This window comes from Acidipropionibacterium jensenii, from assembly GCF_005890135.1.
GTDB lineage: Bacteria > Actinomycetota > Actinomycetes > Propionibacteriales > Propionibacteriaceae > Acidipropionibacterium > Acidipropionibacterium jensenii.
The window spans coordinates 1,315,363-1,334,724 of the sequence record NZ_CP040635.1 but is presented as its reverse complement, the minus strand read 5'-3'; the positions used below and the strand labels follow the sequence as shown (position 1 = coordinate 1,334,724).

At 69.9% G+C, this 19,362-nt stretch carries 16 protein-coding genes and 1 pseudogene; 10 read left to right on the top strand and 7 right to left on the bottom strand.

Annotation, left to right across the window (positions count from 1 at the left end; all coding sequences use genetic code 11):
* Window positions 1-54 precede the first annotated feature (54 nt).
* The 6 genes from argG to FEZ32_RS05770 all read left to right on the top strand — a co-directional run bounded on the left by argG (window position 55) and on the right by FEZ32_RS05770 (window position 7,387).
* Window positions 55-1,473, top strand: a complete 1,419-nt coding sequence (argG, locus tag FEZ32_RS05795) for an argininosuccinate synthase (protein ID WP_138680181.1) — start codon at window positions 55-57, stop codon at window positions 1,471-1,473.
* Between the two features lie 300 nt (window positions 1,474-1,773).
* Window positions 1,774-2,340 (top strand): WhiB family transcriptional regulator, encoded by a 567-nt coding sequence (locus FEZ32_RS05790; RefSeq protein ID WP_051238025.1) that lies wholly within the window; start codon window positions 1,774-1,776, stop codon window positions 2,338-2,340.
* A 56-nt stretch (window positions 2,341-2,396) separates the two neighbouring features.
* The gene (locus tag FEZ32_RS05785) at window positions 2,397-3,191 is read left to right on the top strand and encodes an HAD family hydrolase (protein WP_028702080.1); all 795 of its coding nucleotides are present in this window, start codon (window positions 2,397-2,399) and stop codon (window positions 3,189-3,191) included.
* Window positions 3,188-4,033 carry a LacI family DNA-binding transcriptional regulator gene (locus FEZ32_RS05780; RefSeq protein ID WP_138680180.1) on the top strand — a complete coding sequence of 282 codons (846 nt, stop codon included), beginning with the start codon at window positions 3,188-3,190 and terminating at the stop codon, window positions 4,031-4,033. The genes FEZ32_RS05785 and FEZ32_RS05780 overlap by 4 nt, the downstream gene beginning before the upstream one ends.
* Before the next feature lie 19 nt (window positions 4,034-4,052).
* Window positions 4,053-5,984: a cellulase family glycosylhydrolase gene (locus FEZ32_RS05775; RefSeq protein ID WP_028702075.1), complete on the top strand. Its 1,932-nt coding sequence runs from the start codon at window positions 4,053-4,055 to the stop codon at window positions 5,982-5,984.
* The gene (locus FEZ32_RS05770; RefSeq protein ID WP_138680179.1) at window positions 5,981-7,387 is read left to right on the top strand and encodes a GH1 family beta-glucosidase; all 1,407 of its coding nucleotides are present in this window, start codon (window positions 5,981-5,983) and stop codon (window positions 7,385-7,387) included. Before FEZ32_RS05775 ends, FEZ32_RS05770 begins: the two co-directional genes overlap by 4 nt.
* On the opposite strand, the gene FEZ32_RS05765 is transcribed toward FEZ32_RS05770, so the two are convergent.
* The 3 genes from FEZ32_RS05765 to pheA form a co-directional block, all read right to left on the bottom strand.
* Entirely contained in the window at window positions 7,371-8,708 is a 1,338-nt protein-coding gene (locus FEZ32_RS05765) for a DUF4921 family protein (protein WP_036980465.1), read from the bottom strand. The genes FEZ32_RS05770 and FEZ32_RS05765 overlap by 17 nt on opposite strands.
* A 13-nt stretch (window positions 8,709-8,721) precedes the next feature.
* On the bottom strand, window positions 8,722-9,993 hold the full coding sequence (gene serS, locus FEZ32_RS05760; RefSeq protein ID WP_028702072.1) for a serine--tRNA ligase: 1,272 nt from the start codon (window positions 9,991-9,993) through the stop codon (window positions 8,722-8,724).
* 108 nt (window positions 9,994-10,101) lie between these two features.
* A complete protein-coding gene (gene pheA / locus FEZ32_RS05755) occupies window positions 10,102-11,055 on the bottom strand; it encodes a prephenate dehydratase (RefSeq protein ID WP_028702071.1) in 954 nt (317 codons plus the stop codon).
* A gap of 140 nt (window positions 11,056-11,195) precedes the next feature.
* Here pheA and FEZ32_RS14190 point away from each other — a divergent pair, with 140 nt between their 5' ends.
* Window positions 11,196-11,969 (top strand): hypothetical protein, encoded by a 774-nt coding sequence (locus FEZ32_RS14190; protein ID WP_420809255.1) that lies wholly within the window; start codon window positions 11,196-11,198, stop codon window positions 11,967-11,969.
* Here FEZ32_RS14190 and aat read toward each other — a convergent pair.
* A pseudogene (gene aat, locus FEZ32_RS05750) lies at window positions 11,879-12,592 on the bottom strand (leucyl/phenylalanyl-tRNA--protein transferase); the annotation flags it as partial. The gene FEZ32_RS14190 and the pseudogene aat overlap by 91 nt on opposite strands.
* 122 nt (window positions 12,593-12,714) lie before the next feature.
* On the opposite strand from aat, the gene FEZ32_RS05745 reads away from it, so the two are divergent.
* The 3 genes from FEZ32_RS05745 (at window position 12,715) to FEZ32_RS05735 (ending at window position 15,531) form a co-directional block, all read left to right on the top strand.
* Window positions 12,715-13,395, top strand: coding sequence for an EcsC family protein (locus FEZ32_RS05745; protein WP_028702070.1), 681 nt, complete (start codon window positions 12,715-12,717; stop codon window positions 13,393-13,395).
* 44 nt (window positions 13,396-13,439) lie between these two features.
* Window positions 13,440-14,582: an alanine racemase gene (gene alr, locus FEZ32_RS05740; RefSeq protein WP_138680178.1), complete on the top strand. Its 1,143-nt coding sequence runs from the start codon at window positions 13,440-13,442 to the stop codon at window positions 14,580-14,582.
* 70 nt (window positions 14,583-14,652) lie between these two features.
* Window positions 14,653-15,531, top strand: coding sequence for a DUF4282 domain-containing protein (locus FEZ32_RS05735; RefSeq protein WP_138680177.1), 879 nt, complete (start codon window positions 14,653-14,655; stop codon window positions 15,529-15,531).
* 28 nt (window positions 15,532-15,559) lie between these two features.
* On the opposite strand, the gene FEZ32_RS05730 is transcribed toward FEZ32_RS05735, so the two are convergent.
* Genes FEZ32_RS05730 through FEZ32_RS05720 form a run of 3 tightly spaced genes read right to left on the bottom strand, consistent with a single transcriptional unit; the run spans window position 15,560 to window position 19,075 of the window.
* Window positions 15,560-16,954: a dihydrolipoamide acetyltransferase family protein gene (locus FEZ32_RS05730; RefSeq protein ID WP_175415811.1), complete on the bottom strand. Its 1,395-nt coding sequence runs from the start codon at window positions 16,952-16,954 to the stop codon at window positions 15,560-15,562.
* Between the two features lie 28 nt (window positions 16,955-16,982).
* A complete protein-coding gene (locus FEZ32_RS05725; RefSeq protein WP_138680175.1) occupies window positions 16,983-17,954 on the bottom strand; it encodes an alpha-ketoacid dehydrogenase subunit beta in 972 nt (323 codons plus the stop codon).
* Entirely contained in the window at window positions 17,951-19,075 is a 1,125-nt protein-coding gene (locus tag FEZ32_RS05720) for a thiamine pyrophosphate-dependent enzyme (protein WP_138680869.1), read from the bottom strand. The genes FEZ32_RS05725 and FEZ32_RS05720 overlap by 4 nt, the downstream gene beginning before the upstream one ends.
* Between the last annotated feature and the right edge of the window lie 287 nt (window positions 19,076-19,362).

Here is a 19,362-nt window from a genome sequence, read left to right as displayed (position 1 = left end):
CCAGCACGCATATTAATTTGATCCACTGCATATCTATGCTCTAGACTCGTCGTCGTGTCCAAGGTTCTCACGCATCTTCCCGTCGGCGAACGCATCGGCATCGCATTCTCCGGAGGTCTCGACACCTCCGTCGCGGTGGCCTGGATGCGATCCAAAGGCGCCGTCCCCTGCACCTACACCGCCGACATCGGCCAGTACGACGAGCCCGACATCGCCTCGGTGCCGGGCCGGGCCCACCAGTACGGCGCCGAGATCTCCCGGCTCGTCGACTGCCGCGCCTCGCTGGTCGACGAGGGTCTCTCGGCGATCGCCTGCGGTGCCTTCAACGTGCGCTCGGCCGGACGCCCCTACTTCAACACCACCCCGATCGGCCGCGCCGTGACCGGCACGCTGCTGGTGCGCGCGATGGCAGACGACGCCGTCTCCATCTGGGGTGACGGCTCCACCTACAAGGGCAACGACATCGAGCGGTTCTACCGCTACGGACTGCTCGCCAACCCCCAGCTGCGGATCTACAAGCCCTGGCTCGACGAGGACTTCGTCTCAGAGCTGGGCGGGCGCGACGAGATGAGCGCCTGGCTCACCTCCCACGACCTGCCCTACCGCGACTCCAAGGAGAAGGCCTACTCCACCGACGCCAATATCTGGGGCGCCACCCACGAGGCCAAGACGCTGGAGAGCCTCAACGTCTCGATGGAGAGCGTCGAGCCCATCATGGGCGTCAAGTTCTGGGATCCCGACGTCGCGATCGAGACCGAGGAGGTCTCTGTCAGCTTCGAGCAGGGCCTCCCGGTGGCCATCAACGGCAAGGAGTACGACGACAAGCTCGCCCTGGTGCTGGAGGCCAATGCCATCGGCGGACGCCACGGCCTGGGCATGAGCGACCAGATCGAGAACCGCATCATCGAGGCCAAGTCCCGCGGGATCTACGAGGCCCCCGGCATGGCGCTGCTCTACATCGCCTACGAGCGGCTGGTCAACGCGATTCACAACGAGGACACCATCGCGACCTACCACAATGAGGGACGCCGGCTGGGCCGGCTGCTCTACGAGGGCCGCTGGCTCGACCCGCAGTCGCTGATGATCCGCGAATCACTGCAGCACTGGGTGGCCTCGGCCGTCACCGGCACCGTCGTCCTCAAGCTGCGCCGCGGCTGGGACTACTCGATCATGGACACCACCGGCCCGAACTTCTCCTACCACGCCGAGAAACTGTCCATGGAGAAGGTCGAGGGGGCGGCCTTCGGCCCGGTCGACCGGATCGGCCAGCTCACCATGCGCAACCTGGACATCGCCGACACCCGCGAGAAGCTCGAGCAGTACTCCAAGCAGGGCCAGCTCTCCAACCACGCCGATCTGGTCGGCCAGCTGGAGACCGGTGGCGCCAAGGCCATCTCGAAGAACCACGCCGAGGAGGAGGACAAGGCCCAGAAGTCCCTGGACCGAGCCGCCATGGAGTTCGGGGTCGACTGATCGCGCGCCCCTCCCGCCGGTAGATTGACTCCCGACCGACACCGGTTCGGAGAGCCCGGAACCGGATCCCCGAAACGCCACTGAGTACCTGTACTCAGTGGCGTTCCGTCGTCTACTCAGGTAATTCGGGTAGCGGCGCCTACAGGGGAGTCACAGCCGGGCCCCAGATCCGTGGCAGGCTGAGATCCAGCACCTGAAGGAACCATCGATGCGCCCACGTCGTCCCATCGCCGTGACCGCGGCGCCCAGAGCAGGACCCGCGATCACCAGACATCGAGCACCCCGGAGAAGGGATCTCCAGTGACCAGCACGACTGCCAACCGCGTCCCCCCATGCTCACTCCTCACCGAGGTGTTCCACCACCCCTTCCTGGAGGAGGACGCCAGCCCGGCCAATGCGGAGCAGCGCCGGCTCCACCACACGCTCACCACCCGGGCCACCGAGGTCTGCATGAGCTGCCCCCACTTCGACGACTGCCTCGAGACCGCGATCAGCGGCCACGACATCGCCGGATTCGTCGCCGGCACCACGAGCCGCCAGCGCACCCGGATCCGCAACCTGCTCCACGTCGAGGTGAAGCCCGACGACATGGACGCCCTGGTCGGCATCCTCTCCTCGGGACGCCAGATCGCCACCCACGACGTCGTGAGACTTCGTCGCGCCCATCCCGATGAGCCCCTGGACTTCATCGCCCAGAGCCTGGGATGCTCCCTCTCCACGGTCAAGCGCCATCTCCGCAGGGCCCGCGCCCAGGCCTGCGAACCCACCCCGTTGATCCCCCGCGGCCCCAGCCGCGGCCAGCTCATCACCGCCTTCGAGTCGGTGACCAGGATGCGTCGCGCGGCGCCGGCGGCCCGCGCCGCCTGACCGCCCCCACCAGCCCTGTCATCCGCGGTTCACGCCGCGATGGCAGGGTGGAGGGCATGAGCTTCACCCCGCACCTCGTGGCCCTGGACATCGACGGCACTCTGGTCGACCGTCAAGGACTGCTGCCCACCTCGATCGAGCACTCCGTCGAGAGGATCACCGGCGCCGGCGTCCCGGTGGTCCTGGCCACCGGTCGCGGGCTCTTCGGCGCCCTGCCGGTCCACGACATCCTCCGACTGCCGGCCGGCGACCTGGTCGTCTCCAACGGCGCGGTCACCGTGAGCACCTCCCCGCTCACCGTCCTCGACGAGGTGCGCTTCGATCCGGGCCCGGTGATCCGCCAGGTCCTCGACCTTCATCCCTCGGCCATCATCGCCGTCGAGGATGTCGGCGTCGGCTACCGGCTCAACCGGCTCTTCCCGGCCGGCGAGCTGCAGGGCGAGTTCACCATCGAGTCCACCGAGGAGCTGGCCTCCAGACCGGCGGCCCGGGTCATCATCCGCGATCCCGACGCCCCGCCCGCCGACTTCGTCGAGCTGGCCCGACATCTCGGCCTGCACGGCGTCTCCTACGTGATCGGCTGGTCGGCCTGGCTCGACATCACCCCCCGCGGGGTGTCGAAGGCCTCCGCCCTCCAGGCGCTGTGCGACAGGCGCGACATCGACCCCCGGCAGGTGCTGGCCATCGGGGACGGCCACAACGACATGGAGATGCTCGCCTGGGCCGGCCGCGGAGTGGCCATGGGAGACGCCCCCGAGTCCGTCCAGCAGGTGGCAAACGCGGTGACCGGCACCTTCGACGAGGGTGGTACCTCCGCCGAGCTGGACCGCTGGTTCGCGGGCCCGCGATGAGCCGCGTCACCATCTCCGACATCGCCGAGAAGCTGGGAATCTCGACGGCCGCGGTGTCCTACGCCCTCAATGATCGTCCCGGCGTCTCGGGCGCGACCCGCCAGCGGGTTCTCGACCTCGCCGACGAGATGGGCTGGCAACCGCACTCGATCGCCCGGTCGCTGCGCAGCAACCGGGCGATGTCGGTCGGGATGGTGCTGGCCCGCGACGCCGAGGAGGTCGCGAACGAGCCCTTCTACTCCTACGTCCAGGCCGGAGTCGAGAGGCACCTGGCCGCCCACGACTACAGCCTCACCATGAGCAGACCCGGCGGAGCCCCCGGGGACGACCTGGAGGTCTACCGCCGCTGGGCACTCCAGCAACGGGTGGACGGCGTCATCCTCTTCGACATGGTGGTCGACGACCCCCGGGTGGAGCTGCTCGCCGAGCTGAACCTGCCCGCGGTGGAGGTGACCAGCGATGCCACCGTCGGCCCCCTGCCCAGGGTCGTCGTCGATGACTCCGGGGACGCCCGGATCCTGGTCCACCACCTGGCCGACCAGGGGTACCGCAGCATCGTCCACCTGTCCGGCCCCACCCATCTGGTCCACGAGACCCTGCGCCGGACGGCCGTCGCCCGGGCCTGCCAGGAGTTCTGGGGAGAGGTCCTCTTCGCCTCGGTGATGACCACCGACGCCAACCGGACCCTGGCCGTGGGGCTGAGGCTGTACTCCACCCAGACCAACGTCTACTGGAACGAGATCATGGCGGCCTCCCTGGTGGTCAGCGCCCCGATCGTGATCGCCTTCCTCCTTCTGCAACGCAGCTTCGTCGCCGGCCTGACGGCCGGAGCCGTCAAGTAGCCATCCCGAGAGGACTCCCATGGATCGCCTGGACCCCCGCCTGCCCCAGACCTGGCTGGGCGCCAACTTCTGGTCGCGCACCGGCGGCCCGCTGATGTGGCGGAACTACTCCCCCGACGTCGTGCGCGAGGAACTGGCCGTGCTGCACGACCACGGCCTGAACATGACCCGCTCCTTCTTCTACTGGCCCGACCTCCAGCCCGAACCCGAGGTCATCGACGAGGAGAAGGCCGACCGCTTCGCCGACTTCCTGGACGCCCACCGGGAACTGGAGATGTCCACCATCCCGACCTTCATCGTGGGACACATGTCGGGCGAGAACTGGGACCCGGCCTGGCGCAACGGCCGCTCCCTCTACTGCGATGTCTGGATGGTCGGTCAGCAGGCCTGGTACATCGAGAACCTCACCAGGCGGTTCGCCGACCATCCGGCGATCGCCGGATGGCTGATCTCCAACGAGATCCCGATCTACGCCGGGGAGGCCGAGGAGCAGACCGTCACCACATGGGCCCGGATCATGGTCCAGGCGGTCCGGGCCGGCGGCGGAACCCAGCCGGTGTCCATCGGAGACGGCGCCTGGGGCGCCGACATGAGCGGCCACGCCTCGGGGTTCTCCACCCGACGGCTGGCTGGATTCACCGACTACGTCGGCCCGCACGTCTACCAGATGGAGACCGACATCGTCCGGTCCCACCTCAAGGCCGCCTTCGTCTGCGAGCTGGCCGCGATCGGCGGTCGGCCCGTGGTTCTGGAGGAGTTCGGGCTGTCCAGCGACTTCGCCTCCCCCGAGCACTCCCGCAGCTACTACCGGCAGGTGCTCACCACCACCCTGCTGGCCGGTGCGGTCGGCTGGATCGCCTGGAACAACACCGACTTCGACGACCTGGCCGGCCAGCGCCCCTACAGCCACCACCCCTTCGAGCTGCACTTCGGGATCACCGACAGCCACGGCCGGCCCAAGCCGCCGCTGGAGGCCCTGGCGGAGTTCTCCCGGTTGCTGGAGCGCATCGACTTCCCGCACTGCCACCGGGCGTGGGTCGACGCCGCCCTGGTCGTCTCCTCCTACCTCGCGGCCGGCTACCTGTCGGTCGACGAGACCCAGCGACGGCTGGTGGTCCGCCACACCGAGCAGGCCTACATCGCCGCCAAGGAGGCCGGACTGGCCGTCGGGGTGGTCCGCGAGCAGGAGGACGGCGGTCTGCCGGAGGGCTACCGCCTCTACCTGGTGCCCTCGGTCAAGGAACTCACCGCTCCCAGCTGGCACCAGCTGGTGGATCTGGCCGAGGCGGGAGCCTGCGTCTACGCCTCCTACTGCGCCGGGGAGTCCCCCTCCCAGCGCGGCCCCTGGTGGAGTGCCACCGAGGAGCTGTTCGGGGTGCGCAACGACCTCGCCTACGGGATCAACAACCCGGTGGTCGACGACCTCGTCGAGGTGCGTCTGCTGGCCGATCTGGGGGATCTGCGGGCCGGCACGGTGCTGACCTTCCCCACCGCCGGGACCGAGAACTCGCGGGCCTTCCTGCCGGTGACGGTGACCGACGGGCGGGTGGTCGCGGTGGACGCCGCCGGCCGTCCGATGATCGTCGTCAAGGAGCACGGTCGCGGGCTGGCGGTGCTGTCCACCCTTCCTCTGGAGCACTTCGCCGCTCGACGCCGGGACGCCAACCCGGAGGACACCTGGCGTCTCTACCGGGCGCTGGGCCTCATCGCCGGGATCGAGTCTCCGGTGCAGGTCGAGGATCCCCGCGTCCTCATCGACGCCATGGAGCACGACGACGGCAGGATCTTCCACATCCTGGTGAGCGAGCGCCCCGAGGCCACCGAGGCCCGGGTCCACAGCCGCGAACCCCTCAGCACCCTCGACGGGGAGCCGGTCACCGGACCGGTCCATCTCGACCCGTACGGGGTCGCGGTCCTCGTCAGCACACCGTCACCTCAGGAGAACCGATGACCTCCCACGTCTTCCCCCGGCCCTTCCTCTTCGGCACCGCCACCGCCTCCTACCAGATCGAGGGGGCGGTCGCCGAGGACGGTCGCGGCCCCTCCATCTGGGACGTCTTCAGCCACACCCCCGGACGCACGAACAACGGGGACACCGGAGACATCGCCTGCGACCACTACCACCGGTACCAGGAGGACATCGCCCTGATGAGGGACCTCGGGGTGGACGCCTACCGGCTGTCCATCGCGTGGCCGCGGATCCTCCCCGGGGGGACAGGTGCCGTCAACCCGTGGGGGGTGGCGTTCTACCGGACCCTGCTGGAGGGACTGCGCGCCGCGGGGATCCGACCGGTCGTCACCCTTTACCACTGGGACCTCCCCCAGGCACTCCAGGACCGTGGCGGGTGGGCCGAACGGTCCACCGCCGAGGCCTTCGCCCACTACGCCGCCGTGATGGCCACCGAACTGGGCGACCTGGTCGACACCTGGACCACCCTCAACGAGCCGTGGTGCGCGGCCTACCTGGGGCACGGCTCGGGGGTCCACGCGCCGGGGATCACCGATCCGGCCCTCTCCGTGAAGGTGGCCCACCACCTCAACCTGGCCCACGGACTGGCCGTCCAGGCGATCCGCCAGGTGCTGCCCGACGCCCGGTGCTCGGTCACCCTGAATCTCCAGGTGGCCCGTCCGGAAGACCCGGAGGACCCCGCGGATCGGGCCGCCGCCCGCACGGTCGAGACGATCGGCAACGACGTCTTCCTCTCCCCGATGCTCGAGGGCCGGCTGCCCGAGGAGCTGGTCGCCGCCACCGCCCCGGTGACCGACTGGTCCTTCGTGGCCCCCGGGGATCTGGCGGAGATCCACCAGCCCCTCGACGTGCTGGGGATCAACTACTACTCGACGATGACGGTGCGCCCCCGGCGCGCCGACGACCCGGACTCCTCGGGGGGACACGGGCAGACCGGCCACTCCCCCTGGCCGGCCTGCGATGACATCGCCTTCCTGGACCCGACCGGACCGTTGACCGCGATGGGCTGGAACATCGAGCCCCAGGGTCTCACGGATCTGCTGGTGGCCACCTCGCGGCGGTTCCCGGATCTGCCGCTGATGGTCACCGAGAACGGGGCCGCCTTCGAGGACCGGGCCGACCAGGACGGACATGTCGCCGATCCCGACCGGATCGACTACCTGCACGATCACATCGCCGCCGTCGGCCGGGCCCGCGAGGCCGGCGCGAGGGTGGAGGGGTACTTCCTGTGGTCCCTGATGGACAACTTCGAGTGGGCCTACGGATACTCCAAGCGGTTCGGCATCGTCCGGGTCGACTACCGGACCCTGGCCCGCACCCCCAAGGCCTCCTTCGACTGGTACCGCGGCCTCATCGCCACCCGCCGGCTCAGTGAGCGGCCCTGAGCACTCCCCTGGGAAGGTCGCACTCGTCGCCGAGCCGGATCCCCTCGGCGATCCGGTGCTCCCGGCGGGCGTCGATGAGTCTGGGCAGCAGCCGGGCGCACAGCGAGGCCGGAGAGATGGTGTTGATGTAGATCTTGGTGCCCCCCTCGAACCCGGCGGGGTTGGAGACCCGCAGCTTCAGCACGATGTGCCAGGGCATCGGGGTCTTCACCTGGACCGGCCGGTGGTGCCACTCCTCATTGCTCGGCACATCGACCCCCACCGCGACGTGGACGGCGTGCACCAGGTCGGAGACGGCGTCCACCTCCTCGGGGTCCATCCGCCAGGGCTGGTCGATCCCGCTGGTGGACCACACCTCGACGGCCGGGTAGCGGTGCCCGAAGGTGACGAAGGCGACCGCGTGGTCGTTGGCGGCCAGCAGCAGATGGTGGTCAATGGCGAAGTCGGGACCCCACCGGTTGAACAGCGAGGGGTCGTCGGCGGCCGCCTCGAGCGCCGACTCATTACTGGCGCCGATCTCGTCGATGGCCACCAGCTGCTTGTGCAGGTGGTCGAAGGAGGCCCCGGCCGGCCTCAGCCAGTTCTGGAAGACGGCGACATAGCGGGCCTGGGGATTCGCCCGGTACAGATCGGCGGTGGCGGTGACGGTCATCGCCATGAAGGCGCGGTGCTCCACGACGCTGAGCTGACCGGAGCCGGCCAGTCCGGCAGTGGTGGCGGCGTCGTCGGCGTAGTGACGCCGGGCGATGATGACGTCGTGCCCGCCGCCGAAGAAGGGGGCCGACTCGCGGCGCAGATCGTCCGCCGACAGCCGGTCCGCGCGCAGCGACAACCCCTGGGCGGCGAACTTGGCGTCCAGCACGCGACAGACGTGGGCCATCCCCTGCGGATCGGCCAGGTAGGACTCCTGCCAGCTGCGGGCGTCATCGGACAGGTCGATGCCGTGGTTGTCGTGCCAGTACTGCCAGGTGAGGATCTCGAAGAGGTTGGGAACCCGTCGGAACTCGGCGGTGCTGGCCGTCAACTCCTCCACCGGCAGGTGACGCAGGGTCCGGAAGCCGCCGCGGACGTCCCCGAAGGGGTCCCCGACCAGCCGGCACTTCTCGGGCGGGGTCTCCAGCAGCCGGTCGGCGCAGAAGGAGCAGGCCGAGACCCGCTCGGCGTCCCCGATCGGGCGCGGATTGGCGAGCGGGCGGCCCAGCGGGCGGGCCCCCCGTCCGGGAACGGTCCACACCTGGACCCCCGAGAAGGGGTTGGTCTGCTTGATCGTCCCGTCAGGGAGCTCGCGGTAGTACTGGTCCTCGTTCCCGGAGGGGGTCACATCGTCCACCCCATCAGGCCCGGGAGAGGGTCTCGCGGCCTCCCAGGTAAGGCCTCAGGGCGACCGGGACGGTGACCGAGCCGTCGGCGTTCTGGTGATTCTCCAGGATCATGATGATGATCCGGGTCATCGCGCACAGGGTGCCGTTGAGGGTGGCCAGGGGGGCGACGCCCTCAGGGCCGCGGTGCCGGATCGACAGCCGGCGGGCCTGGAAGGTGGTGCAGTTGGAGGTCGAGGTGATCTCACGGTAGCGGTTCTGGGTGGGCAGCCAGCCGTAGCAGTCGTACTTGCGGGCGGCCGACAGACCGAGGTCCCCGGAGGCGACGTCGAGCACCTCGAAGGGGATCTCGAGGGCCTCGATGAACTCCTTCTCGAAACCGAGCAGCTTGGCGTGCCAGGCCTCGGCCTCCTCGGGCAGGCAGTAGACGAACATCTCCACCTTGTCGAACCAGTGCACCCGGAAGATGCCGCGGGTGTCCTTGCCGTAGGAGCCGGCCTCGCGGCGGAAGCACGGCGAGAAGGCGACGTAGCGCTTGGGCAGCTCGGCGTCCTCGAGGATCTCCTCGGAGTGGAAGGCGGCCAGCGCGACCTCGGAGGTGCCGACCAGGTACTGGTCGTCCTTGGGCAGGTAGTAGACGTCGTCGGCGGCCTGGCCGAGGAACCCGGTGCCCTCCATCGCCGAGGGCTTCACCAGGGCCGGCGGGATCATCGGGGTGAATCCCCAGCCGGCGGCCTTGGTCATCGCCAGGTTGAGCAGGGCGATCTCCAGCTGGGCGCCGATCCCGGTGAGCACGTAGAACCGCGATCCGGAGATCTTGGTGCCGCGCTCCATGTCGATCGCGCCGAGGGCCTCGCCGATCTCCAGGTGGTCCTTCGGCTCGAATCCTTCCGCGGCGAAGTCGCGCGGGGTGCCGATCGTCTCGACCACCTCGCCCTCGTCCTCGCCGCCGGCCGGGACGCCGTCGATGACGATATTGCCCAGCGTCTTGTCGAGCTCGATGAACCGCTCCTCGGCGGCGTCGGCCTCCTTCTTGAGGTCGGCGACCTGACCGGAGATCTCCTTGGTGCGGGCCAGCAGGGCGGCCTTCTCCTCGCCGGAGGCCTTGGCGATCTTCTTGCCCAAGCCCTTCTGCTCGGCACGCAGGGACTCGTGCGCGGCGATCGCGTGGCGACGGGACTCGTCGGCGGCAACCAGCTCGTCGACGACGGACGGGTCGTCGCCACGGGCGATCTGGGAGCGTCGGATGCGGTCCGGATCAGTGCGCAGGAGTTTGGGATCGATCATGGCCCCGATCCTACCGATCTGTGTCCGCCGTCGTGTTGCGGCCCGCTCGGCCCACGGCGCAGCCGCGCTGATCGACCCGGGGCGCAGCCGCGCTGATCGAGCCATGACTCAGTCCGCGTTGATCTGGTCAGCGGGTTGGCGGCCGGTGACCCGGGCGAACCAGATCTCGGCCTCCCGGTAGGCCTGGTCGGTGGAGGCGTCGGGGGTCGGCACCTGGCCGGCCGTCTGCTCCCCGTCGATGACGGCGTGCGGGTAGGAGCCGAGGAAGACGACTTCCTCGCAGACCCGGTGCAGACCCTTGAGGGCGGCGGCCATCCGCTCGTCGTCGGCGTGGCCGACGGCGTCGATGGAGAAGGAGTAGCTGCCGAGCCGTCCCTTGGTGGGCCGGGACTCGATCCGTGACAGGTTGATCCCCCGGAAGGCGAACTGGTGGAGGATGTCGAGAAGGGCCCCGGAATGGTCCTCGCGCATGTAGGCGACCACCGTGGTCCGGTCGTCCCCGGTGCGCTGCGGGAGGTGGCCGCGCGGTCCGACCAGGACGAACCGGGTCTGGGCGTCGGGGTTGTCGGCGATGCTCTCGGCGGCCGGCACCAGCCGGTACATGTCGGCGGCCACCGCCGCGCAGATCGCCGCGTCGTAGCGGGAGAACGGGTCGGAGACCTCCTTGGCGGCCCCGGCGGTGGACCCGCTCTCGGTGATGTCGGCCTCCTTGGGGAGGTGGGCCTCCAGCCAGCCGCGGCACTGCGCGGCGGCGTGGGAGTGGGTGATGACGTTGCGCACCTGGCCGAGGGTGGTGCCTGGGCGCACGTAGAGACCGAACTGCACCGGAATGACGACCTCGCGCAGGATCTGCAGGTCTCCCATCGACGCGAGGGTGTCGAGGGTGGCCGAGACGCCGCCCTCCACCGAGTTCTCGATCGGCACCAGGGAGGCCTCCACATCGCCGTCCTTGGCGGCGGCGATGGCGGTCGTCACCGAGCTGAAGGGGCGGGCGTCCGACTGTCCGAGGGACTTCAGGGCCTGGTGGGTGAACGTCCCGGCGGGACCGAAATATCCGAGCACCGGGCAAGCCTATCCGGCTCAGCGGGACCCCCGCCGACGCATTGACCCCCCGGTTGCCTAGGGTCATGGTCCGTACCAGCGGTCAGGCGTTCCGGGCTCCTCGGGCGAGGGCCTCGGTGTTCGACAGGAGGAGCACTGCGATGGCTGACGACAGCACGATCGACAGCGACTCCGACACGGGTCCGATGCCCCGGAAGGGACCGCTGACCTGCGCCCAGATCGTCGACGACGCCCACACCCGGATCAGCGACGGCCAGCTGGCCCTGGGAAATGCCCTCAACGATCTCCACCAGAGCTGGTCGGACACCGTGGTGAAGGCCTTCTGCCGCAGCTATCCCGCCTTCGACCTCCAGATCGACTCGGTCAAGCAGGGCCTGGAGGAGATCCACGCGTGCCTGGTGGCGGTGGCCCGCTCAACCCCGGGCAGGAGCCGGCCGGCTCCCCTGCCGGAGTCGCCGACCGCCGACCTGGCGGACCGCTCGGGGGCCGGCTGCCCGGCAACCGGCCCGAGGGCCGCCGCAATGGTCCAGGGGGCCGATGAGCTGGCCCTGTGCCGCGACCGGATCGACGCCGAGCTCACCGCCCTGACCCCCCGGCTGGCCGCCTGCTGGTGGCCGGGGGCGGACTCCCTGTGGGACCACTTCCAGAACGTGCGCAGCGGCTGGACGGCGGCCCTGCACCAGATGACCCTGCTGGTGGAGGAGATGAACCGGTTGGTGGCCGGCTACCGCACCACCTCGGTGACGGCCCCGGAGCCGGGCTCGGGGCCCTGCCCCGCCGGCTGGTCCGGAGTCGCCGCGCAGGGTCGGGAGTCGAATGCCGCCAGCACCTGCCTTCCTTCCCAGCGCGGGGCGCTGGGCGGGGTCCATGACACCGGCGGTGCCGCGAGCGCCTCGTCGAGACCCTCCAGGTAGTCCTCCCGCGACTGCTCGACGGCTCCCAGCGACGTCAGGTGGTCGGTGAGCCACTGGACGTCGAGGATCCGCGGATCGGTGGAGGCCAGCTCCACCGCCAGCCTGATGAGTGCGGTCTTGGAGGCGTCGCGGCCGTGCTCGGGGTCGTGGAACATCGACTCCCCGGAGAACAGCCCGCCCAGCGAGACCCCGTAGAGCCCGCCGACCAGGCGGCCCTCGGAGTCCCAGGTCTCCACCGAGTGGGCGTGACCGCGATCGTGCAGGAAGAGGTAGGCCCGGGCGATCCGGTCGTCGATCCAGCCCAGTGGACGGCTGGGGTCGGCGCACCTGTCGATGACCGCCTCGAAGTCCCGGTCGACGGTGGTGGTGTAGTGCCTGGCCGACTTGCGCAGGCTGGAGCTCACCCTCACCCTGTCCAGCGGGAGGTTCGCCCTCATCAGGGGAGACCACCACCCCATCGCGTCGCGCAGCTCCGCCGGCACCTCGTCGTCGTCGATGGGCATCGGGAAGACGCCCTCGCGCAGGGCCGCCAGCACCAGGTGGGGTCCGAAGGCCTCCGAGATGGCCACCAGATCCTGGTCGGGCCACTGGTCCGGGTCCCCGAACAGCTCAGGTGTGGTCACCGGCACAGTTTGTCACCCGGCCGTGGCGGTATCCAGAGCTTCGCCTCCCGCGTTCCCGGTGTTGCCGGGACCCCTTAACCTTGGGAGTGTGACCCGGGCGGTCCGGGTGAGGAGGATGCCCCATGGGGATCGGCAGCGACATCGGTAAGGCCCTCATGACTCAGGTACCCAGCATGGCCCCGGGATTCGCAGTATCTCTGCTGCGCTCGGTGCTCGGATTCGCCATCGACGGCGCTCCGAACCTTCCCGGCGCCCGGCGGGCGGCCTCCAAGACCCTCTCCCGCAAGGAGGGCGACGTCGAGGCGTCGATCAAGTACCTCGTCGGCGAGCACATCGCGCTGGCCGGGGCCCAGGGGTTCGTCTCCAATCTCGGCGGGTTCATCACGATGGCGGTCGCCGTCCCGGCCAACATCTCCGGGGTGGCCATCGTCCAGGCCCGGATGGTGGCCAGCATCGCCCACCTGCGCGGCTACGACCTCGACGACCAGCGGGTCCGCAGTGCCGTGATGGCCTGCCTGCTGGCCCGGTCCGAGGTGGACCAGCTGGTCAAGAACGGCGACCTGCCGAGCTCCCCGATGGGCATCGCCACCGCCCCGGTCGTCGATCCCGACCTGGAGAAGACGGTGGCCGTGCGGATCCTCTCGGTGCTGGTCGGCCAGTCCGCCGGCAAGCAGATCCCCCAGATCATCGGACGTCGCATCCCGGTGATCGGCGGAGGGATCGGCGCCACCACCGACAGCGTCACCACCTGGAACGTCGCCCGCTACGCCAGGACCCAGTTCCCGAGTCGCCGTCCGCGGTGAGAACCGTGTGCGGCTGACCCCTCCGCCGGTGGGAGGATGCCGTCATGTCGCGCTGTCCATCGCCCTCCCGCGCAACCGTCGATCTGTCCGCCATCGTCGCCAATCTGGCACTGGTGCGGCAACGTGCCGGTGACCGCAATGTGCTCTTCGCCGTCAAGGCCGACGCCTACGGCCACGGCGCCGTGGCGGTGGCTCGGGAGGTCGAGGCCACCGGAGCCGCCGACTGGCTGGCCGTCGCCACCGTCGCCGAGGGCCAGGAGCTGGTTGAGGCGGGGATCGGACTGCCGATCCTCAAGCTGTCCCCCGCCGACCCGTGGGATCTGGATGCCGCGGTCCGGGCCGGACTGCGGCTCACCGTCCTGGACGCCGAGACCGTCGGCCAGGTCGAGGAGGCCTCCGCCCGGTGCGGGCTGCACACCAGGGTCCACATCGGCGTCGACAGCGGGATGGGTCGTATCGGTCTTCCCCCCGAGCGTCTGGGCGAGGTGGTCGCAGCGGTCGACCACAGCGACCACCTCGATCTGGAGGGGGTCTTCACCCACCTGCCGATCAGCGACGTCCCGACCGGGCGAGCCTTCACCATCGCCCAGATCGGTCGATTCCTGGGCGCCGTGGAGACCGTCCAGAAGGATCGCGGGTCGATCCCCCAGGTGCACATGGCCAACTCCGGTGCGATCCTCGGCCACGACCTCACCGGCACCACCATGGTCCGCGCCGGGATCGTCGGCTACGGCTACGACCCGGATCCGGGCGGCCCGAACTCCCAGGGGATCGGGCTGCGTCCGGCGCTGTCCTGGACCAGCCACATCTCCTTCCTCAAGACCGTGGAGGCCGGCACCACAATCGGCTACGGGCGCACCTGGACCGCACCCTCGCGCACCGTCATCGCGACCGTCCCGGTGGGATACGCCGACGGCTACCCGAGGCTGCTGTCCAGCCGCGGGCCGGTCCTGATCGGGGGACGGCGGCACCTGGTCGCCGGGCGGGTCTGCATGGATCAGATCATGGTCGACCTCGGCCCCGATGCCGACGCCGCGATCGGCGACGAGGTGGTGATGATCGGCAGCCAGGGCGACGCCGTGGTCACCGCCGACGAACTGGCCGGGCTCACCGGGACGATCAGCTACGAGATCACCTGCGACATCTCCAAGCGGGTCGACCGGGTGTGGGTCGGCGGCACCGCCTGAGGCCGGGTCCACCACGCCGAGATGAGCGAATCGTCTTGGCTCTGGCCTCGGGAACGGCAAGATGGCGGTCATGACCGACGACCAGTGGAAGCGCAATCCGTGGGACAGCGACCCGACCTCGGGGGGCCAGGACTCCAGTCCGGCCCCCGATGACGGGCAGTCACAGGGCGACGACGACAACGCGGTGGACCAGACCGCCATCCACCCGCGGACCGACTGGGAGCCCACCGAGTCCCATCAGAGCGACCAGCCTGCTCCCGAGAGCAGTCCCTCCACGGACCAGCAGCCCTCCTGGCAGACCGACCAGACCACCGCCCTGGGCGTGGGCTACGGCGCCCCACAGCCGCAACCGGGTCAGTGGTCACCCTCGAATCAGCCCTCGGCCCCCCAGCCGCAGGGATATCCGGCCAGCGCCAGCCAGCCCTCGGCTCCCCAGTACCCGGGCCAGCAGTACCCGGCGCAGCCCTCCCAGTCCTACCCGGGCGGCCAGCAGTACCAGGGACAGCCCGCGGCCGGGCAGTATCCCCCCGCCGGCCAGTACCCCCAGGGCGGGTGGGGTGGTGAGCCTCCTGCCGGCGGCTACTCGCCGGCAGGGATGAACCAGCCCCCGATGAACCAGCCCGCGGGGCCGAAGATGCCCGGATTCCTGGCGAATCTCTTCGATCTCACCTTCACCCGGTTCGTCACCCCGACCATCGTCAAGGTGGTCTACATCCTCATCATCGCCGCCGCGGTGGTGTGGTACCTGGGGATGATCATCGGCGCGTTCTCCACCGGCTCCACCCCGGTCGGGGTGGCCGCCCTGGTGCTGGGATGGATCCCGGCCCTGCTGGCCATCGCCCTGTCCCGGCTCCAGCTGGAGTACATCATCGCGCTGATCCGCACCAGCGAGTACACCCGCGACCTGCGCGACCGCTTCGCCAAGGGGGACGACACCCCTCAGGAGTGAGCGAGCGGCCGATCAGTACATCAGCAGGTCAGTACATCAGCGACGTGGTGGGATCCGACAGGATCTCCGCGACGTCGTGCAGGAAGGTCGAGCCCTGCTCGCCGTCCACCAGACGGTGGTCGAAGCCCAGGCTCATGGTGGTCACCCAGCGGGGCACGATCTGCTCCTGTGCGCCGCTGCCGACCACCCACGGACGACGGCTGATCGCACCGAGCACCAGCAGCGCGGACTCGGTGCGGTTGACCACCGGAGTGCCGGCGTCCAGACCGAAGACCCCGACATTGGAGATCGAGAAGGTGCCGCCGGAGTAGTCGGAGGGCTGCAACCGGTCCTGCTTGGCGATCGCGACGATCCGGGTGAGCTCGGAGGCGATCTCCAGGAGGTTCATGTCCTGGGCCCCCCGCAGCACCGGGACCATCAGCCCGCGCGGGGTGGCGGCGGCGATACCCAGGTTGATGTCGCGGTTGTAGACGATCTCACCGGAGTCGTCGTCCCACCGGGCGTTGATCACCGGGGTGCGGGTCATCGCCAGGCAGGCCGCCTTGCACCAGACGGTCAACGGGGAGACCCGCAGTCCCTTGAAGGCGCGGTCGGCGCGCAGCTTGGCGACCAGGTCCATGGTGGCCGAGACGTCGGCGGTGATGAAGCTGGTGACCAGCGCCTTGGTGTCGATGGAGTCCTTCATGGCCACCGCGGTGACCTTGCGCACCCCCTGGATCCGCACCCGGTGCTCGGTCCCCTCGGCATTGGTGGCGTCGCCGTCCAGCAGTCGGCGCTGGGCCGGGGACAGCGACTGCTGGCCGGCCGGGGCGCGCTTGACGTCGGTGCGGGCGGAGCCGGCCGACCCGCCGGTGCTGCGCGCATCGGCGGCCTGCTTGACGTCGGTGCGGGTGATGACGCCGTCCGGTCCGGTTCCGGTGACATCGGCCAGGTCGATGTCGAGATCCTTGGCGAGTCTGCGGGCCGGGGGCTTGGCCAGGACATGGTCCGGTCCCTCGCTGCGGTCGACCCGGGGAGGCTCGGCAACCGGCGCAGCGGCGGGCTCAGGAGAAGGGGCAGCCGGTGCGGCAGCCGCAGCAGGTTCTGCAGCGGGCTCGGGGGCCGGGTTCGACCGGCTCTCCGCGGAGCGGCGGCGACGACGTCGTCCCCCCTCCTCGTCGGGAATGTGGCCGACCAGCAGTTCGGGCTCCTCGGCGGGCCCGTCCCCCTGGTCGATGGAGACCAGCGGGGCGCCGACGGCGACGGTGTCCCCCTCGGAGACCAGCATCCGGGCGACCACCCCGGCGAACGGGCTGGGCAGTTCGACGATCGACTTGGCGGTCTCGACCTCGCACAGGACGTCGTTGATGGCGACGGTGTCCCCCTCGGCCACCCGCCAGGAGACGAGTTCGGCCTCGGTGAGTCCCTCGCCGGGATCGGGCATGCGGTAGTTCTTCACATCTACTCCTCGGTCAGAACGCCAGTGAGCGGTCGACGGCGTCCAGAATGCGATCGACATCGGGAATGTGGTCGGACTCGACGCGGCTGGGCGGGTAGGGGGTGTCCCACCCTGTCACCCGCAGCACCGGGGCCTCCATCACGTAGTACAGGTCCTCGGCGAGCCGGGCGGCGATCGGGCCGCCCAGACCTCCGGTCAGGGGAGCCTCGTGGACCACGATGCAGCGGGTGGTCCTGCGCACCGACTCCTCGATGGTCTCCATGTCGATCGGCGACAGGGAGCGCAGGTCGATGACCTCCAGGGAGGTGCCCTCCTCGGCGGCGGCATCGGCGGCCTCCACACAGGTCTGCACCATCGGCCCGTAGGCCAGCACGGTGACATCGGTGCCGGGCCGGGTGACCCGAGCCTGGCCCATCCCGAGAGTGGCGACCTCGGAGACCGGGCCACGCGCGTAGTAGCGCCGCTTGGGCTCGAAGAGGATCACCGGATCGGGGGAGGCGATCGCCTGGCGCACCAGCCAGTAGGCGTCGTCGGGGCTGGAGCAGGTGACCACCTTGAGCCCCGGAACTCCCGCGTAGAAAGCCTCGGGGGACTCGGAGTGGTGCTCCGGGGAGCCGACCCCGCCGCCGAACGGGATCCGGATGGTCACCGGGAGGGACCAGGCGCCGCACACCCGGGCGTGGTAGCGGGCCAGCTGGGAGACGATCTGGTCGAAGGCCGGGGCGTGGAAGCCGTCGAACTGGATCTCGACGCAGGGCCGGTAGCCGCGCATCGCCAGTCCTATCGCGGTCCCGACGATGCCCGACTCGGCGAGCGGGGAGTCGACCACCCGTTGCGGGCCGAACTCGGCCTGCAGGCCGTCGGTGATCCGGAAGACGCCACCCAGACGGCCGATGTCCTCCCCCATCAGGACGACCTTCGGGTCGGCCTCCAGGGCGTCGTGAAGACCGGTGTTGAGTCCCTTGGCCAGTGTGAGGATGCTCATCGGTCGACCACCTCCTCCTCGCCGAGGGCCAGCCAGTCGGCGAGCTCCTTCTGCTGTCTCAGATTCTCGGGGGTGGGGTCGACGTAGACCCTGCCCAGTTCGGTGACCAGATCGGGCTCGGGGATCTTGGCGATCGCCCCGCGCACCTCGGCGCCGAAGTCATCGGCCCGACGGTCCAGGTCGGTCAACCAGTCCTGGTCGATGAGACCGGCGTCCAGCAGGTGGGTCTGCAACCGGGAGATCGGGTCCAGGGTGGCCCAGTGGGCCTCCTCCTCCCGGCTCCGGTAGCGGGTCGGGTCGTCGGTGGTGGTGTGCGCCCCCATCCGGTAGGTCCAGGCCTCGATGAAGCTCGGTCCCTCCCCGGCCCGGGCCCGGCGCATCGCGTCGCGCAGCACGGCGGCCATCGCGACGACGTCGTTGCCGTCGACCTGGACCGCGCGGATCCCGAATCCGGCCACCCGGCGGAACAGCGGCCCGCGGGCGATCAGGGTGGTGGGCTCGGAGATGGCGTACTGGTTGTTGACGCAGCAGAACACGATCGGCGCGTGATTGGCGGCGGCGAAGACATAGGACTCGTTGGCGTCCCCCTCGCTCATCGCCCCGTCGCCGTGGAAGAGCATCACCGCGGCATCCTCGCAGGACGCCGGGTCATCGCAGGTTGCCGGGTCGTCGCTGGAGACAGAACGACCGACCATCCCGTCGCGCTGGATCCCCATCGCGTAGCCGACGGCGTGCAGCGGGTTGGAACCGATCATCACCGGGTAGGCGCTGCACCGGGTGGCGACGGTGTCCCAGGGGCAGATCGCCGACCCCCGCCAGGTGGCGAGGATCTCGGGCAGGGTGACCCCCATCCAGTGGGCCAGGGCCTGTTCGCGGTAGGAGGGGAAGACCTGGTCGTGCGGGCCGACCGCCAGGATCGCGCCGGCCTGGGTGGCCTCCTGGCCGCGCAGCGGCGGCCACAGGGACAGCTCGCCGTGGCGCTGGAGATTGGTCCCCTCCAGGTCCAGCCGACGGGCGATCACCAGTCTCTCGAGGGCCTGGCGCAGCTGATCGGCCGACAGCTGGATCGGGTAGTCGGGGTGGTCGTGCCAGACTCCCTGCGGGGAGAGGATCTGAACCATCGATGGATCAGGTCGCGCCTCGGGCGCATGGTCGAGCCGAGCCACCGGGTTGGGGTCGATTTCGGCCTGGGTCCCAGTCATGGACACCTCCGGAGGGCATGAGTACGTGAGCTCTACCATTCTGAGCACTCCCGACGGACCTGCACAAGCCGAACCTACGGTTCGGTAGGAAGTTGACAAGAGGGGCCCGATCCGGCGGTGGAGACCCACCATCGGACCCCCGGTCTCCGCTGGTCGGGAGCCATCTCGTACCGTGGGGTGATTGTGGGAGGGGCCTCCCGCCGATC

Bases quoted from the DNA above. Each gene is read 5' to 3' on its own strand.
- FEZ32_RS05720 (WP_138680869.1), bottom strand. From the start codon at position 19,075: ATGGTTCAGATCCTCTCCCCGCAGGGAGTCTGGCACGACCACCCCGAC.
- FEZ32_RS05785 (WP_028702080.1), top strand. From the start codon at position 2,397: ATGAGCTTCACCCCGCACCTCGTGGCCCTGGACATCGACGGCACTCTG.
- FEZ32_RS05725 (WP_138680175.1), bottom strand. From the start codon at position 17,954: ATGAGCATCCTCACACTGGCCAAGGGACTCAACACCGGTCTTCACGAC.
- FEZ32_RS05745 (WP_028702070.1), top strand. From the start codon at position 12,715: ATGGGGATCGGCAGCGACATCGGTAAGGCCCTCATGACTCAGGTACCC.
- FEZ32_RS05735 (WP_138680177.1), top strand. From the start codon at position 14,653: ATGACCGACGACCAGTGGAAGCGCAATCCGTGGGACAGCGACCCGACC.
- alr (WP_138680178.1), top strand. From the start codon at position 13,440: ATGTCGCGCTGTCCATCGCCCTCCCGCGCAACCGTCGATCTGTCCGCC.
- FEZ32_RS14190 (WP_420809255.1), top strand. From the start codon at position 11,196: ATGGCTGACGACAGCACGATCGACAGCGACTCCGACACGGGTCCGATG.
- FEZ32_RS05770 (WP_138680179.1), top strand. From the start codon at position 5,981: ATGACCTCCCACGTCTTCCCCCGGCCCTTCCTCTTCGGCACCGCCACC.
- FEZ32_RS05775 (WP_028702075.1), top strand. From the start codon at position 4,053: ATGGATCGCCTGGACCCCCGCCTGCCCCAGACCTGGCTGGGCGCCAAC.
- FEZ32_RS05780 (WP_138680180.1), top strand. From the start codon at position 3,188: ATGAGCCGCGTCACCATCTCCGACATCGCCGAGAAGCTGGGAATCTCG.
- serS (WP_028702072.1), bottom strand. From the start codon at position 9,993: ATGATCGATCCCAAACTCCTGCGCACTGATCCGGACCGCATCCGACGC.
- FEZ32_RS05730 (WP_175415811.1), bottom strand. From the start codon at position 16,954: ATGCCCGATCCCGGCGAGGGACTCACCGAGGCCGAACTCGTCTCCTGG.